Here is a 15,279-nt window from a genome sequence, read left to right on the forward strand (position 1 = left end):
GGAAAGGCTGTTTGTATGCTTAGTTTTTTTAAAACATCGTTAGTTGGTCAGTATATTTTTGTATTTTTGCTTTCAATGGTTCCGCTTGTTGAACTTCGTGGAGCGGTACCTGTAGCGCATGGCTTTACGCTTACATCAACAGGTTTTAATCTTATCCTTGGATATATAATTATAGCTGTTGGAAATATGATCCCTATGCCATTCATTTTCTTCTTTGCAAGAAGACTTCTTGAGTGGGGAAAGGACAAGCCTGTAATCGGTGGATTCTTTAACTTCTGCCTTACGAAGGGTGAAAAAGGTGGAATGAAACTTCAGGAAAAAGCAGGAGGCGGACTATACTGGGCTCTTCTTCTTTTCGTAGGAATCCCTGTTCCGGGAACAGGTGCATGGACAGGAACACTTGCAGCTTCTATCCTCGATATGGATTTTAAGAAAAGCGTAATGGCTGTTATCGGAGGCATAGCCCTTGCAGGTACAATCATGGGAATTATAAGTTTCGTTACTACCAGCGCTATTGTTGGTGTTGCGGGCTGATATTTCAGGTAAGTGAAAAAATAATGGTGCGATTAAATCAATTATGCGTAAGAGGCGAGATTTAATCGCACTATTTTTTTGGGAACGTATTTTTGTTAGAATAAAATGTAGAGCAATAAGGGAGTAGATGATTATGGAAGCCTATACCGATTTTGCAAAAGTATATGATGAATTTATGGACGAGACCCCATATCACGATTGGGCTGCGTATATATCGCGGCTTATTTCGGGATATGGGATTTCTGTTCCTTACAAGAAAAAAAGTGAGGACCCCACGCAGGAAGACGGGGCAGAAAGTCAGGATATTGACGCCCCCACCTCACAGCCGGGAGAAGAGGAAGAAGAGGACAAAGAGGCACTACTTCTGCAGGAGCAGAACCTGGTGGTAGAGCTTGGCTGCGGCACCGGCAGCTTTACCGAGGAGATGGCTAAACTTGGCTATGATATGATAGGCATAGATAACTCCGGAGAAATGCTGGGGATAGCCAGAAACAAGATGGAAAAGGCGGGACTTGATATCATGTACCTTGAGCAGGATATGTGCGAGCTTGATCTTTTCTGCACCGCAGGGACGATAGTCAGCGTTTGCGACAGCATAAACTATCTCATTGAGGACGAGCAGATACGGAAGGCATTCACGAAGGTGAATAATTATCTGTATCCCGGCGGACTGTTTTTATTCGATTTCAATACCCTGCACAAATACAGAGATGTTATCGGAAACGTGACAATTGCGGAGAACCGTGAGGACTGCAGTTTTATCTGGGAAAACTTCTTCGACATCGATACAAATATAAATGAATATGATCTCACACTTTTCGTGAAAAAAGATAAGAGTGGCGACAAGGAAGAGGAACTCTTTGAGAGATCTATAGAGACGCACCTTCAGAGAGGGTACACTTTAGATGAGATGAAAGCATTTATCGAACAGGCGGGGATGAGCTTCATAACCGCAATAGATGCGGATACGCACGATCAGCCAACAGAGGATAGCGAACGAATCTACGTGCTTGCGAGAGAGCATGGTAAGTTAATGAACTAATAGAGGAGAATACATAAACTATGAAAGACGGATTTATTAAGGTGGCAGCAGCCACTCCGAAGATCAGGGTCGCTGACCCTTTTTATAACGCTGACAGAATAATGGAGCAGATGGATGAAGCGGTGAAAAAGGGTGCAAAGATAGTCGTTTTCCCTGAGCTTTGTGTGACAGGATATACCTGTGGAGATTTGTTCCTGCAGGATGCATTACTCAAGGGAGCAATGAAGGCACTTGGCAAAATTGTAAGCCATTCCGAAGACCTTGACGCCGTATTTTTTGTGGGAGTTCCTTTTGAATACGACGGCAAGCTCTACAATTGCGCTGCCGTTATCAATCAGGGCGAGATATGCGCGATGATCCCCAAAATAAACATTCCTAATCACGGGGAATTCTATGAGAGAAGATATTTTGAGAGTGGGGCTGATTTTAATGAGACAGTCTACGTGTCCGCAGAGAATCTTTTTAATGATTATGTCGGAGGTTCTAAATATTCCGACTATGACGGGGATGATGAAGACGACGATGAGGATGAGGACGATATCGACAGCTTCGACTTTGGAAGAGAGATAATTGATCTGTCAGAAGTGATGCACGGACTGAAGATAGGCTGCGAGATTTGTGAGGATCTGTGGGTGCCGGACACACCTTCCACAGCCTATGCGCAGCAGGGAGCGACCATAATTGTGAATCTCTCGGCGTCGAATGATCTTATCGGAAAAGACTCCTACAGAAGAAGCCTCGTGCAGGCTACGAGCGGACGACTTATCGCAGGCTATGTATATGCTTCTGCAGGTGAGGGAGAGTCGACCCAGGATATTGTTTTCGGCGGACATAATATCATAGCCGAGAACGGAACAATTCTTGCCGAGCAGACACTTTTTGAAAACGGAATCACTTACGCTGACATTGATATAAACAGAATCCTTCATGAGAGACAAAAGACCACAACCTTTGTTACAAAGCATAGTGAAGATGATTTTGAGACAGCTGAGTGTGATATAGAATTTACAAAGACAAAGCTGGATAGAAAATTCCCCAGAAAGCCCTTTGTGCCTTCATCTGAATTCGAGCGTGCAAAGAGATGCGAGCAGATTCTTTCCATACAGGCAATGGGACTTAAAAAGCGTCTGGAGCATACAGGCTGCAAAACAGCTGTAATTGGTGTTTCCGGCGGACTTGATTCTACACTGGCACTCCTCGTCACAGCGAGAGCATTTGATTCGCTTGGTCTTAAGAGAAGCGGAATTATTGCAGTTACAATGCCCTGTTTTGGGACAACAGACAGAACTTATAACAATGCATGCAGCCTTGCGAAGGCTCTCGGAGCAACACTTCAGGAGGTAAATATCAAGAAGGCTGTGACCCAGCATTTCAAGGATATAGGACAGGATCCAGATAAGCACGATGTCACCTATGAAAACAGCCAGGCGAGAGAGCGCACACAGGTGCTTATGGATATTGCGAACATGAAGGGCGGAATGGTCATTGGAACCGGTGATCTTTCCGAACTTGCTCTTGGATGGGCGACCTATAACGGCGACCACATGTCAATGTACGGTGTTAACGCCGGTGTTCCGAAGACACTTGTAAGGCATCTGGTTAAATACTACGCAGATACCTGCCCGTTTGTGATTTCTGTTCCAAATAAGAAAGGCGAGAAGACAGCAGCTAAAACCTCAAAGAAGACTTCAGCAAAAGAAGCAAAGACTTCGGAAGTAAAGACAGTAAGAGAGGTTCTTCTTGATGTCCTCGATACGCCTGTAAGCCCCGAGCTTCTTCCGCCTACTGACGGTAAAATCTCACAGGAGACAGAGTCCATTGTGGGCCCTTACGAGCTGCATGACTTTTTCCTGTATTACATGTTGAGGTGGGGATATTCCAAGGAGAAAATCAGAAGAATTGCTTATCTCGCTTTTTCAGAGGGTAAAAAGAAGAGCTCAAAGAAGAGTGCGGGAGAGGTGGAAGACGGTGAGGAGATATACGACCATGCCACAATAAACAAGTGGCTTGATATATTCTGCAAGCGCTTCTTCACGCAGCAGTTTAAGAGAAGCTGTCTGCCTGACGGACCGAAGGTCGGATCGGTGGCTGTTTCTCCGAGAGGCGATCTCAGAATGCCATCCGATGCAAGTTTTGCGCTGTGGATGTGAGATAAAGAAGGCTTTAGAAATATCTTATAAATACTTCGAATAGAAACTTTTTAAAGCCTTAATAAAAAATTAAATAAGTCTGAAAAATGATGGCATGAACCGTGACAAAAAAATTGTCATTGTCAATGCAACTATAAGTAATGAAAAAATCCCTGCAATCTGAAAAAATAAGATTGCAGGGATTTTTTGTAATGGAGGGCGCAATCCATGATAAGAAAAGTGTTAGGGAAATATATTGCGGCTGTACTTTGTGCGTCAGTAATACTGAATTCATTTGGGATGGAGACGGCAGCTGCCGTGCCATCATCTTATGCTGATTATGTAAAGACAGATGGTAATTATGCAAGTCATTTGACGGGTATTTACAAAGAAGGATATAACCAGGTAAAAGAACTGGCAAACGGGGAACTCTGGGATTGCGGAACTAAATATATTCCGGGGGCCTATGCCTATGCCTTCGATCATCCGGCGACATTTGTTGATTATAACAAGGGAATATCTGCGGATAAAGGCGCGAAGACCCTTTCTAAGGCGGCGTCAATTGCTGCAAGTGTATCCGGAAGTACTAGATTTGAGATAGCGCTGGGACTCTATGACAAGGTAATGGCAGCAGTCTCCTATGACAGAAACGGGGTTAACGGAGCACAGTCAGCTTATGAGGCTCTTGTCCTCGGAAAAGCGGCATGCACAGGCTATGCTGCATCCTACAAGCTTTTGTGCGATTTAAGAGATATTCCATGCTATATGGTTACGGGAACTGCAAGTAATGCAGGAGGAAGCGAAAGACATGCCTGGAACATTATCCAGCTCGATGATGGAGAATGGTATGAGGTAGATGCGACATGGGATGACAGCCTTGGAAGACATGACTTCTTTGGTCTTACAACCAAGCAGATGAAGAGCTACAAGGTAGCGAATCAACATACCACACATATCAGAGATACTGTTGCTACAGCAGATGTAAGCGGTTCCGATATGGTGACCTTCAAGAAAGAACTGGAAGTAATCTATGGAACCATTCCAACAGCCAATGGCACGCAGTATAGATATGGCAATGTTTTTGTAGAAAAAGACGGACTGACTTATTACATAACCAGCAAATCGAAAAAGACAGCAAGACTTATCGGGATAAGTGATAAGAAAAAGAATAAGAAGGCAGAAATAAAGCTGGAGACCGTAACATTCAAAGGGAAAAAATACAAGATTACAGAAATTGGGAAAGGTGCTTTAAAGGGTGCCAAAGCTAAATCGGTAACACTTGGTGCAAATCTTAAATCTATAGGAGATGAGGCTTTCAGTGAATGTAGGAATCTAAAGACGATAAAAATAAAATCAAAGAAACTTACATATGTTGGAGAGAATGCTTTTTATGGTACACCTGAAAAAGCAAAATATAATTTCCCTGGGGGTAAGAAAAAGAAGTACAGGGAACTGTTTATAGCAGCGGGTGCTTCGGAGAATGCAAAATTTAAATAAGGGGGATCTGCTCATGAAGAAAAGACTCACAGGTGCGCTGATAATTTGTGCGATGTGTATGCTTTTGCCGTTTTCCGCAAAGGCTAAGACGAAAGAAGCGGATGTAAAGGATGCGCTTTATACTGACGGTTTTGAAAAGGTAAGCGACTACGAAAAGTACGCTAATGAAGATGCATCCGTTAAGGATAGTCTTGTGTGGATTGAGGGAAGAGGCATTTCCTATAATGAAAAGGCAAAATCCATTATTATAAGAACAGTGAATGGTGAATGGGCAGCTTATTGCGGCGAAAGCGGAACGTCAAGCTTCTATGCGCTCGCAGCACAGGCAGTTGACAAGGATCTTCGCGTTTTCGGAAAATACACCGGGACTTCTCAAAATCTCGGCATCCCTGAAGTTAGCTTCATAAATTCGGATATTTATGCGGGCTTTTACAGAATGGAAAGCACCGATAATTCCTACAGACTTTCATTTTGCGACTATGCTGTGGAAAAAAACGCTCTGGACAGTGAATACACATATGGGGAAGCTACATTTAAGACCTCATCAGCCTTTAAAACCGAGGAATCAACGGATACACTTTATATATATTACTCCGATAAAATTCCTGCCTTTCTGCTTGCTCATACCGATGACTTGACGGATTCTGCTTTCGATAAAATTTCCGATGATGAGCTTCTGGAGACCTTTGCTGATGTTTATCTTGAAAGCTCCGAAAAACTTATCAGCAGAAAAGAAGTGCAGATTGGTGGAAGAAAGGGGCTGATTTGTGAGTCGACCTTCACAGTTGAGGATGTGTCCTGTCCGATGAATCTGTACAGTTATATGACCGTCATTGACAGACGCTTTTATTACTTTGGCAACACCGAACCCTACCTTTCAACCGAGACTTTTAAGAACATTCTTATGGAGGTTGTAAGTGATATCACAATCAAAGGCGATAGTAATTCGGTATCAGGAGCTGTAAATAAGATTCCCTCAAAAGAAGATCTGGTGGGCGATTATCTTATGACCTATGAGACAGTGACAGCTTCCGGTGAGACAAACACAAATACCGCTGACAATAAGATGACGATGGCAGATCTTGAGGATTATGATGAGAGCACCGGTGTCTATGCATATTCGGGTGATGGCTTTGCTATAGTCCTTACCTTTGAATTCGATCAGAAAGGAAAGGTTGTGTGTCACGGCACAGTAACCTATGATGATGCTGTTTCTTCAATTCTAGGGAAAAAGAAAGACTGATTGGCACATTTCATGACAAAAATGTTATACTTTACATTAAGAAGATTGGTTTTCTTGTGGGGTATAACAAATGAATATTTCTGAAAAGCTTGATTTTCTAATGAACATCACAAATACGCGCAATTCAGCGCTTGGCAAGGCTCTCTCGTTTGATCCTTCTTACATTAGCAGGATCAGATCAGGGAGCCGTGGCATTCCCAAGAGCCAGCCTTTTTCAAGGCCTGTGGCGGCTTACTTTTCCAGAAACATAAAAGACAGGTACCAGCTCGAGACACTCTCCAAAATGATCAGGGGAGATGAGTATGTGCCCATCGACGAGGATGAGCTTGAGAAACTGATCTATAACTGGCTTCAGGATGATCTTAGCAAGGATGAACACGGCGGTTCCATGTCCGGACTAATCGACGATATTACGCAGATGCTGGAAAGTTATGACAAGGCCAGACCGGATATGTTTGATGCGCCGGCTTCTTTTGGAGCGTCTGCGGAGAGCGACGAGAGAGTCATCCCGGTGGGAGTGTTCTATGGGAACCAGGGGAAACGTGACAGTGTAAAAAGATTCCTCTCATCGCTTCTTATGCAAAAAAGGCCATTCCTGCTTTATCTGTATTCGGATGAGGATATGAGCTGGCTCTACGAAAATCCTGTTTTTGCCAGAGAGTGGACGGGGCTTCTGGTAAGCCTTATTAAAAGCGGCTCACATATACAGATAATACATACGATAGGACGCGAATTTACGGAGATGATGGAAGCGATAAGAAAGTGGCTTCCTCTATATGCAATGGGTGCCATTGAGCCCTATTACTGTCCTAAAATGCGTGACAAGATATACAGGCGATCTCTGTTTATAGCCAAGGGATATTCTGCACTTATTTCGACCTCTGTGGGTGACAAAACAGAGGGGATGGTAAATTTCCTAGTGAGAAATACAGAGGCGGTATCTGCGCTTGAAGCAGAGTATCAGAATTATCTTGGCATGTGCAGACCTCTTATGAAGATGTACGTTTCTAAGGACAGGGAAAGGTTTACGGATATTCTGCTTGGTGAAAATGCAGTGGCGGGGAAATTTTTCCTGTCAAGTCCCGCGCCGTCACTCTGGACCATGCCTAAAGATATAGCAGCAGCCATAGCTAAGAGGGCAAAGAGCATTGATGTTATAAATGTCTCCAAGGCACTAAACGAAAATATGATAAGAGTGCTGGAAGGGGGAGGGGAGATTACCGAAATGATCGCGCTCCCCGATAAGGACAAGCTGATGGCGAATGGTGCACCGCTGCCGCTTGCCGATATGTACGGAAGTGCGGATTACAGATATACCGGTGATGAATACTTAAGACATTTAAAGCATGCAGCCGAGTTGTCGGAAAAATACGAGGGCTACAGAATTATAGCTGTGAATCAGATTCCATCTTCAATTATCATGATGACTCATCTCGATTCGGATACGATAATAGCAGGTGCAAGTGCGCCTACGACGGTATTCCATATATCGCACCAGCAGTTTTCCTATGCCTTCTATGAGTACCTTGAGCGCATAGAAAAAGACAGCCCTCATCATAACGACAAAGCGCTGTCTTCATATCTTGAATAGTTTTAGACTTCTCCTTCAAAAACTGTGGTGGCGGGACCTGTCATGTAGACTACATTTTCTTCTCTGTCCCACTTGCAGTTTATCTCGCCGCCTCTTACGTGAACGGTGATATTATCGGAGGTGTGATCGTTTAAAACGCAGGCAACAACTGTTGCGCAGCAGCCTGTACCGCAGGCGAGAGTCTCACCTGTGCCGCGTTCCCATACACGCATATGGACGTTCTCTCTGTCATCGATGGTTACGAATTCAGTGTTGATGCAGTTGGGGAAGAACGCGTGGTGCTCAAATCTGGGGCCGATTTTTTCAAGATCGAGTGAATCAAGATCGGTGCCTCTGTTCAGGAAAACTACGGCATGAGGATTACCCATGGAAACACAGGTTATGTTGTAATCCTTATCCAGAACTTTAATGGGGTAGTTTACAACCTGCTTACCTGCCATGACCTTCTCATCGGGAAGAACTACCGGAATTTCAGCAGGTGCGAGGATAGGCGCACCCATGTTGACGCGAACCTTTGTGACCATGCCATCTTCGGTCTTGAGATCAAGATATTTAATCTTGCCACCGCTGATGATGCGAAGCTTTTTCTTATCGGTAAGACCTTTGTCATAGACGAACTTGGCAACGCATCTGATGCCGTTACCGCACATCTCGGAGTAGGAGCCGTCTGCGTTATACATCTCCATCTCGAAGTCAGCAAGGTCACCTGCTTTGTTTATAAAAATAACTCCGTCTCCGCCGATACCGAAGTGTCTGTCGCTGAGGAGTCTCACAAGCTCGGGTTTTTCTTTTTTGGGAATGTCCTCACGGCTTCCGTCAATATAGATGTAATCGTTGCCGCAGCCGTGCATTTTAGTAAAGTGCATATATGAAAATCTCCATTTCTTAAGCAATAAATACAACATTGATTATACGCTTGATTTTTTTATGATGTCAAAAAACTTTTTCGATTTAATTCGCGAAAGTACTTGCTATTAAAATTCTTCTGTGATAATATCGTTCGAGGGCGCACAAATGTCCGCGCCACAAAAACACCATAAAGCAAGGAAATATCGCTTATGAGAGAAGAAACAGGATACTACGTGCTCAAAAAGCAGGCAGTTCCGGAGGTTTTGCTAAAGGTTCTCGAGGCTAAGAAGCTGATAGATACCGGTAAATGCAAGACAGTCAACGAGGCAGCAGAACGCCTGGGAATCAGCCGTAGTTCATTTTATAAGTACAAAGATGATATCTATGAATTTCATGACAGTCTTCAGGGTACCACTCTTACACTAAATCTGCAGATGGATGATGAACTCGGAGTTTTATCCGAAGTGCTCCGGATAATCTCAAAGTGCGGAGCAAACATTCTGACAATACATCAGGCGATACCGTATAACGGAGTCGCAGCGCTGTCTGTAGGTATTCAGGTTTTACCCACCACAGGGAATATAACGGATATGCTTACTAAGCTCGAGAAGCAGAGCCGTGTACATAAGGTGCAGATAATCGGCAGAAGCACCGAGGTTTAATCGCCTACATTTGAAAAAATTTATCTATTAGGAGGAAGTCAAAATGGCAAAGATTGCAGTATTAGGATACGGCACGGTTGGAAGCGGTGTCGCAGAGGTTCTGGATGTCAACGGAGCCTGCGTAGAGGATAGTGCCGGTGAGAAGATTGAAATCAAATATATACTGGATCTTAGGGATTTTCCGGGAGATAAGCATGAGAGTCAGGTAGTACACGATTTTGATGTAATCTTAAATGATCCTGAGATTGAAGTTGTTTGTGAGACAATGGGAGGCATTGAACCTGCTTTCACTTTTGAAAAGAAGGCACTTGAGAGCGGCAAGAGCGTATGCACTTCCAACAAGGAACTCGTTGCAGCGCACGGACCTGAGCTCGTAGAGCTTGCAAAAAAGAACAATGTAAGCTATCTGTTTGAAGCCAGCGTTGGCGGCGGAATACCGGTTCTTCGTTCCATGAATGATTCCATTCGCCACGAGAGACTTGATTCCATCACAGGTATCTTAAACGGAACAACCAATTATATCCTGACCAAGATGGATCAGGAGGGAGCCGATTTTGACGCAGTGCTTAAGGTGGCTCAGGATAAGGGCTATGCTGAGAGAAATCCCGAGGCTGACATCGAGGGACACGATGCCTGCAGAAAGACTGCAATTCTTGCTTCCATTATGAGCGGTCAGTTTGTAAAGCACGACGATATTTATACAGAGGGAATTACAAAGATTACAGGTGAAGATTTCGAGTATGCGAGAGAGCTTAACATGGCTATCAAGCTTCTCGGAAGCTGCAAGAGAGAGGACGGCAAGTTCTTTGCGATGGTTGCTCCTTTCCTTATTCCTTTTGACAATTCACTTTCAATGGTAAACGGTGTATTCAATGCCATTGATGTTCACGGAAATATGCTCGGCGATGTAATGTACTACGGTAAGGGAGCAGGAAAAAAGGCTACCGCTTCCGCAGTTGTAGCAGATGTAATTGACATTGTCCGTCACAAGGGTAAGCACATCGACTGGAACCTCAGAAATGTTCCCGCAGAGGTTGCACCGATAAATGATGATATCAGGAATTTCTTTGTAAGATGCGATGCTTCGGCAGAGACCGGCGCAAAAGAGCTTTTCGGAGATGTAAAGCAGGTTAAGTCAGATAAGGTTAGCGGCGAGTTCGCATTTATTACACCTGAGATGACTGAGAAGGACTTCAAAGAAAAGTATGAGAAGCTCAGAGGAGTGAGGAGCTATTTGAGATTGTTGTAATTAAAACCCCTCATCCAGCGCTGCGCGCCACCTTCCCCCAGAGGGGGAAGGCAAGAACAATAAGCCTTCCCCTTGGGGGGAAGGTGTCAGCGAAGCTGACGGATGAGGGGGAATATAAACAGAGGAGTGAGTGAAAAAATGAGCAAGGTAGTGAAATTCGGCGGCAGTTCCTGCGCCGACGCAAAGCAGTTTCAGAAGGTAGCAGATATCGTAAAGAGTGACAAGGAGCGCAAATATGTTGTTGTATCTGCGCCCGGTAAGAGAACCAACCTTGATACCAAGGTTACGGATATGCTCTATCAGACCTATGAACTTGCTGAGAACGGAAAAGACTTTTCAAAGGAACTTGCAGCAATCGAGGCAAGATTCAATGAGATCATAAAGGGACTTAAGCTTAAGATGTCCTTAAAGGAAGAGTTTGCCGAGATCGAGAAGCAGTTCAAGAAGAAGGCAGGAAGTGATTATGCCGCTTCAAGAGGTGAGTACTTAAACGGTAAGATCATGGCACAGTACCTGGGCTTTGAATATATTGATCCCGCTGAAGTTGTTCTTTTTGATGAGGATGGTTCCTTTGATGCAGAGATAACTAACAGAAGAATGCAGAAGCGTCTGGCTAATATCGAGTATGCTGTTGTATCCGGTTTTTACGGTGCTTATGAAGACGGCAGAATCAAGACCTTCTCAAGAGGTGGTTCAGATATCACAGGTTCCATCATCGCACGTGCTATTCACGCTGACGTATATGAGAACTGGACAGATGTATCCGGATTCCTTGTTGCGGATCCCCGAATCATCGACAGACCTGCTCCGATCCAGACAATTACTTATACAGAGCTTCGAGAGCTCGCATACATGGGTGCTTCCGTCCTTCACGAGGATGCGATTTTCCCCGTAAGAAAAGAGGGCATTCCGATCAATATCAGAAACACCAACAGACCTGAGGACAGCGGCACCTGGATCGTTGAATCCACTGCTAAGAAGTCCAAGTTCACAATCACAGGTGTTGCCGGAAAGAAAGGCTTCTGCTGTGTGAACATCTCTAAGGATATGATGAACTCAGAGGTTGGATTTGTGAGAAAAGTTCTTCAGGCATTTGAAGATCAGAATATTTCAATCGAGCATGTTCCTTCAGGAATCGACACTATGACAGTGTTCGTTGCCCAGGATGAGTTCATCGACAAGGAACAGGCTGTTGTTTCAGAGATCCACCGCCTGGCTAAGCCTGATCTTCTTGAGATTGAGTCAGACCTTGCGCTTATCGCAGTCGTTGGTAGGGGAATGAAGAGACAGCGCGGAACCGCTGCAAGAATTTTCTCCGCACTTGCACATGTCAATGTAAACTGCCGAATGATCGATCAGGGTTCATCCGAGCTTAACATTATCATCGGTGTTGAGAACAGAGATTTTGAGAAAGCCATCAAGGCTATTTATGATATCTTTGTAGTAACACAGCTGTAATATAATCCCCTCATCCGTCAGCTTCGCTGCCACCTTCCCCCCAAGGGGAAGGCAATAAAAAAGCCTTCCCCCTCTGGGGGAAGGTGGCGCGAAGCGCCGGATGAGGGGGTTATTGCATCAAAAATCTTATAAAGTCCGCACCTACATCCGTTCTCTCACTTGAAACCGCAAGCCCCACGATGGGTGAAACTCCCGGGTAAAAGCCCATTGCGGTAAGGTGAGGATTATCATTCAAAACAATTCCTACAGGAATCAATTCGGATTTAACATTCTCATTTTTCACATACTCGCCGGTATCCATGTCATATTCACCGTTGCTGTTATAATCAGCTGTATCAAAGTAATAAACGGCGTCACCGAAACTCTTTAATTCTTCTTCACTGAAACATTCCCTAAGATCCAAAAACAGTTCGCTCTTTGCATAGTTATCGAATACGTCCTTATCGGCCATGAGCACATCGAGATCATGAGCTGCTATCATTGCGTAGAGTCTCTCTGAATTAGCTACTGTGTAACTGTCCGGATTCTCGATGTTTATGACTGAAGATGAATCTATAAGTATGTTATATTGTGATGTGTCGATTTTTTCATACTCAGCAAATTCGTCATGCAGAAGCGTTGCATCCTGAGTGTTTGCCGCATTTACTATGGTGACGGATAAGGCATCGGGTTTTCTTGTAAGGATTTCCTTTGCAAAGGAAGCAATACCGATAATCACTATCAAAGCTACGATGACGTGAATTTTGTAGTAATCCCAAAAATAATCCCAGTGAGCCTTAAAGCCCATGCCTTTCAAGGCTTGCCACTGGTGTCTCTTCTCTTCGTTGATATTCATTTTTTTATATACTCCATCCAAATTTAATTAGGTCACCCGCAATATTTTTTTAAATATGTTTAAAACTATTATTGACGGGAGAATACACTTAATATATCATAACGTTTAAAAAATATGGAAGGAAAAGTGCAATATCATGATGAATGACAACAGTTATGTGGAATGTATGATTGCGGGAAAACCCAGACCGTTAGTGGTTTTTCTTAAATATCTTATGATTATTATGGCTGTTTTTTCTTTTATTATCAGCTTTCTTGGTGGCGGTATACTTTTCATGATAGTATTCATTGGATGCGCCGTCGGAGCATATTTCGCGACTCTGAATGCATCAATAGAGTATGAATATCAGTATTGTGAGCGTGAAGTTACCGTGGATAAAATTCTCAATAAGAGCAGAAGAAAAAGAATAGCAACTTTCGCTACAGAGCGTATCGATGCGCTTGCTCCGTCTAAGTCTTATCATCTTGACGAATATCGCAGACAGGACAAATACAGAACACTTGATTATTCATCCGGTGCGGGTGAGGATTCAACTTACACAATGTACTATGATGGCAGGGAGAAGGTAATTCTCGAGCCTAACAGAGAACTAGTAGACGCTATTAAAAACGTAGCACCCCGTAAAGTATTCATGGATTAAAAGGAGAGAAAAATGGGACAGATTATTGGCGAAGGAATTACTTTTGATGACGTACTTTTGGTTCCTGCATATTCGCAGGTAGTGCCTAACATGATTGATGTAAGCACAAACCTTACTAAGAAGATCAGACTCAACATTCCTATGATGAGTGCAGGAATGGATACCGTAACAGAACACCGCATGGCTATTGCAATGGCACGTCAGGGCGGTATCGGTATTATCCATAAAAATATGTCAATCGAAGATCAGGCCGATGAAGTTGATAAGGTTAAGAGATCTGAAAACGGCGTCATCACTGATCCATTTTCTCTTTCTCCCGATCACACACTTGCTGATGCAGACGCTCTTATGGCTAAGTTCAGAATTTCCGGTGTGCCGATCACAGAGGGCAGAAAGCTTGTTGGAATCATAACCAACCGCGATCTTAAATTCGAGCAGAACTTTGATCAGAAGATCAGAGACATCATGACAAGTGAGAATCTTGTAACTGCCAAGGAAGGAATCACTCTTGAGGAAGCAAAGCAGATCCTTGCGAAGTCCAAGAAGGAAAAGCTTCCTATCGTTGACGATGATTACAATCTCGTTGGACTAATCACTATAAAAGATATTGAAAAGACAATAAAATATCCTCTTTCAGCAAAGGACGATCAGGGTCGTCTTCTCTGCGGCGCAGGTGTTGGAATCAGTGCCAATGTTCTTGACAGAGTAGGTGCTCTTGTAGACGCTAAGGTTGATTGTGTTGTTCTTGATTCAGCTCACGGCCATTCAGAGAACGTTCTTAAATGCCTCAGAATGATTAAGGAAAAGTTCCCGGATCTTCAGGTTATTGCTGGTAACGTTGCAACTGCGGCAGCTACCAAGGCTCTTATCGAGTCAGGCGCAGATGCTGTTAAGGTAGGTATCGGACCCGGTTCCATCTGCACAACTCGTGTTGTTGCTGGTATCGGTGTTCCTCAGGTTTCAGCTATTATGGATTGCTACTCAGTAGCTAAGGATTATGGCATTCCGATCATCGCAGACGGAGGTATCAAGTACTCAGGAGATATCACAAAGGCAATCGCAGCAGGCGGCAGTCTTGTAATGATGGGTTCAATGTTTGCAGGCTGTGATGAGGCTCCCGGTGAGTTCGAGCTTTTCCAGGGAAGAAAATACAAGGTTTACCGCGGAATGGGTTCTATCTCAGCTATGGAGAACGGTTCAAAGGATCGTTACTTCCAGGAAGGCGCAAAGAAGCTTGTTCCCGAGGGTGTTGAAGGACGTGTTGCTTACAAGGGAACAGTTGAGGACACAGTATTCCAGCTTATCGGCGGTCTCCGTGCAGGTATGGGTTACTGCGGATGCGAGACAATCAAGGAACTTAATGAGAACGGTAAATTTATAAAGATGACAAGCGCTGCACTTAAGGAGAGTCATCCTCATGATATTCATATCACGAAGGAAGCTCCGAACTATAGCGTGGATGAATAAACCTATACCATTTAGCGAGGTTCTTTCGAGCTTAGTGGGATGGAGTTGTTCTGGCGAACGTAGTGAGAGCAGAACTTCCTATG

Annotated in this window: 13 protein-coding genes; 11 read left to right on the forward strand and 2 right to left on the reverse strand. The window is 44.0% G+C overall.

Going from position 1 to position 15,279, the window contains the following annotated elements:
* Positions 1 to 15 precede the first annotated feature (15 nt).
* The 6 genes from G596_RS21075 to G596_RS0105500 all read left to right on the forward strand — a co-directional run bounded on the left by G596_RS21075 (position 16) and on the right by G596_RS0105500 (position 8,036).
* Complete coding sequence (locus tag G596_RS21075) at positions 16 to 534, forward strand: COG2426 family protein (protein WP_242829167.1); 519 nt, start codon at positions 16 to 18, stop codon at positions 532 to 534.
* A gap of 133 nt (positions 535 to 667) precedes the next feature.
* The gene (locus G596_RS0105480) at positions 668 to 1,576 is read left to right on the forward strand and encodes a class I SAM-dependent DNA methyltransferase (RefSeq protein ID WP_022760839.1); all 909 of its coding nucleotides are present in this window, start codon (positions 668 to 670) and stop codon (positions 1,574 to 1,576) included.
* A gap of 20 nt (positions 1,577 to 1,596) precedes the next feature.
* Positions 1,597 to 3,726: an NAD(+) synthase gene (locus G596_RS0105485; protein WP_022760840.1), complete on the forward strand. Its 2,130-nt coding sequence runs from the start codon at positions 1,597 to 1,599 to the stop codon at positions 3,724 to 3,726.
* 207 nt (positions 3,727 to 3,933) lie between these two features.
* Positions 3,934 to 5,202 (forward strand): leucine-rich repeat domain-containing protein, encoded by a 1,269-nt coding sequence (locus G596_RS0105490; RefSeq protein ID WP_022760841.1) that lies wholly within the window; start codon positions 3,934 to 3,936, stop codon positions 5,200 to 5,202.
* A 13-nt stretch (positions 5,203 to 5,215) separates the two neighbouring features.
* Positions 5,216 to 6,445 (forward strand): hypothetical protein, encoded by a 1,230-nt coding sequence (locus G596_RS0105495; protein WP_022760842.1) that lies wholly within the window; start codon positions 5,216 to 5,218, stop codon positions 6,443 to 6,445.
* Positions 6,446 to 6,515: 70 nt separating this feature from the next.
* Complete coding sequence (locus G596_RS0105500; protein ID WP_022760843.1) at positions 6,516 to 8,036, forward strand: hypothetical protein; 1,521 nt, start codon at positions 6,516 to 6,518, stop codon at positions 8,034 to 8,036.
* A 2-nt stretch (positions 8,037 to 8,038) separates the two neighbouring features.
* Here the strand turns inward: G596_RS0105500 and dapF are convergent, their stop codons facing one another.
* Positions 8,039 to 8,902 carry a diaminopimelate epimerase gene (gene dapF / locus G596_RS0105505; RefSeq protein WP_022760844.1) on the reverse strand — a complete coding sequence of 288 codons (864 nt, stop codon included), beginning with the start codon at positions 8,900 to 8,902 and terminating at the stop codon, positions 8,039 to 8,041.
* 192 nt (positions 8,903 to 9,094) lie between these two features.
* Here dapF and G596_RS0105510 point away from each other — a divergent pair, with 192 nt between their 5' ends.
* From G596_RS0105510 to G596_RS0105520, 3 genes are all read left to right on the forward strand, one after another.
* Entirely contained in the window at positions 9,095 to 9,547 is a 453-nt protein-coding gene (locus G596_RS0105510) for an ACT domain-containing protein (RefSeq protein ID WP_022760845.1), read from the forward strand.
* A gap of 43 nt (positions 9,548 to 9,590) precedes the next feature.
* On the forward strand, positions 9,591 to 10,796 hold the full coding sequence (locus tag G596_RS0105515; RefSeq protein WP_022760846.1) for a homoserine dehydrogenase: 1,206 nt from the start codon (positions 9,591 to 9,593) through the stop codon (positions 10,794 to 10,796).
* Between the two features lie 138 nt (positions 10,797 to 10,934).
* The gene (locus G596_RS0105520) at positions 10,935 to 12,254 is read left to right on the forward strand and encodes an aspartate kinase (RefSeq protein ID WP_022760847.1); all 1,320 of its coding nucleotides are present in this window, start codon (positions 10,935 to 10,937) and stop codon (positions 12,252 to 12,254) included.
* Positions 12,255 to 12,363: 109 nt separating this feature from the next.
* Here G596_RS0105520 and G596_RS0105525 read toward each other — a convergent pair whose 3' ends face one another.
* On the reverse strand, positions 12,364 to 13,089 hold the full coding sequence (locus G596_RS0105525) for a hypothetical protein (RefSeq protein ID WP_022760848.1): 726 nt from the start codon (positions 13,087 to 13,089) through the stop codon (positions 12,364 to 12,366).
* A 139-nt stretch (positions 13,090 to 13,228) separates the two neighbouring features.
* Here G596_RS0105525 and G596_RS0105530 point away from each other — a divergent pair, with 139 nt between their 5' ends.
* The gene (locus G596_RS0105530; protein ID WP_026499442.1) at positions 13,229 to 13,729 is read left to right on the forward strand and encodes a DUF6106 family protein; all 501 of its coding nucleotides are present in this window, start codon (positions 13,229 to 13,231) and stop codon (positions 13,727 to 13,729) included.
* A 12-nt stretch (positions 13,730 to 13,741) separates the two neighbouring features.
* Positions 13,742 to 15,196 carry an IMP dehydrogenase gene (gene guaB, locus G596_RS0105535; RefSeq protein WP_022760850.1) on the forward strand — a complete coding sequence of 485 codons (1,455 nt, stop codon included), beginning with the start codon at positions 13,742 to 13,744 and terminating at the stop codon, positions 15,194 to 15,196.
* The last annotated feature ends 83 nt before the right edge of the window (positions 15,197 to 15,279 follow it).

The sequence above is a fragment of the Butyrivibrio sp. AD3002 genome (assembly GCF_000420905.1).
Lineage (GTDB): Bacteria > Bacillota > Clostridia > Lachnospirales > Lachnospiraceae > Butyrivibrio.

Coding starts and splice junctions, on each gene's coding strand:
- G596_RS21075 (WP_242829167.1), top strand. CDS start 16: ATGCTTAGTTTTTTTAAAACATCGTTAGTTGGTCAGTATATTTTTGTA.
- G596_RS0105480 (WP_022760839.1), top strand. CDS start 668: ATGGAAGCCTATACCGATTTTGCAAAAGTATATGATGAATTTATGGAC.
- G596_RS0105485 (WP_022760840.1), top strand. CDS start 1,597: ATGAAAGACGGATTTATTAAGGTGGCAGCAGCCACTCCGAAGATCAGG.
- G596_RS0105490 (WP_022760841.1), top strand. CDS start 3,934: ATGATAAGAAAAGTGTTAGGGAAATATATTGCGGCTGTACTTTGTGCG.
- G596_RS0105495 (WP_022760842.1), top strand. CDS start 5,216: ATGAAGAAAAGACTCACAGGTGCGCTGATAATTTGTGCGATGTGTATG.
- G596_RS0105500 (WP_022760843.1), top strand. CDS start 6,516: ATGAATATTTCTGAAAAGCTTGATTTTCTAATGAACATCACAAATACG.
- dapF (WP_022760844.1), bottom strand. CDS start 8,902: ATGCACTTTACTAAAATGCACGGCTGCGGCAACGATTACATCTATATT.
- G596_RS0105510 (WP_022760845.1), top strand. CDS start 9,095: ATGAGAGAAGAAACAGGATACTACGTGCTCAAAAAGCAGGCAGTTCCG.
- G596_RS0105515 (WP_022760846.1), top strand. CDS start 9,591: ATGGCAAAGATTGCAGTATTAGGATACGGCACGGTTGGAAGCGGTGTC.
- G596_RS0105520 (WP_022760847.1), top strand. CDS start 10,935: ATGAGCAAGGTAGTGAAATTCGGCGGCAGTTCCTGCGCCGACGCAAAG.
- G596_RS0105525 (WP_022760848.1), bottom strand. CDS start 13,089: ATGAATATCAACGAAGAGAAGAGACACCAGTGGCAAGCCTTGAAAGGC.
- G596_RS0105530 (WP_026499442.1), top strand. CDS start 13,229: ATGAATGACAACAGTTATGTGGAATGTATGATTGCGGGAAAACCCAGA.
- guaB (WP_022760850.1), top strand. CDS start 13,742: ATGGGACAGATTATTGGCGAAGGAATTACTTTTGATGACGTACTTTTG.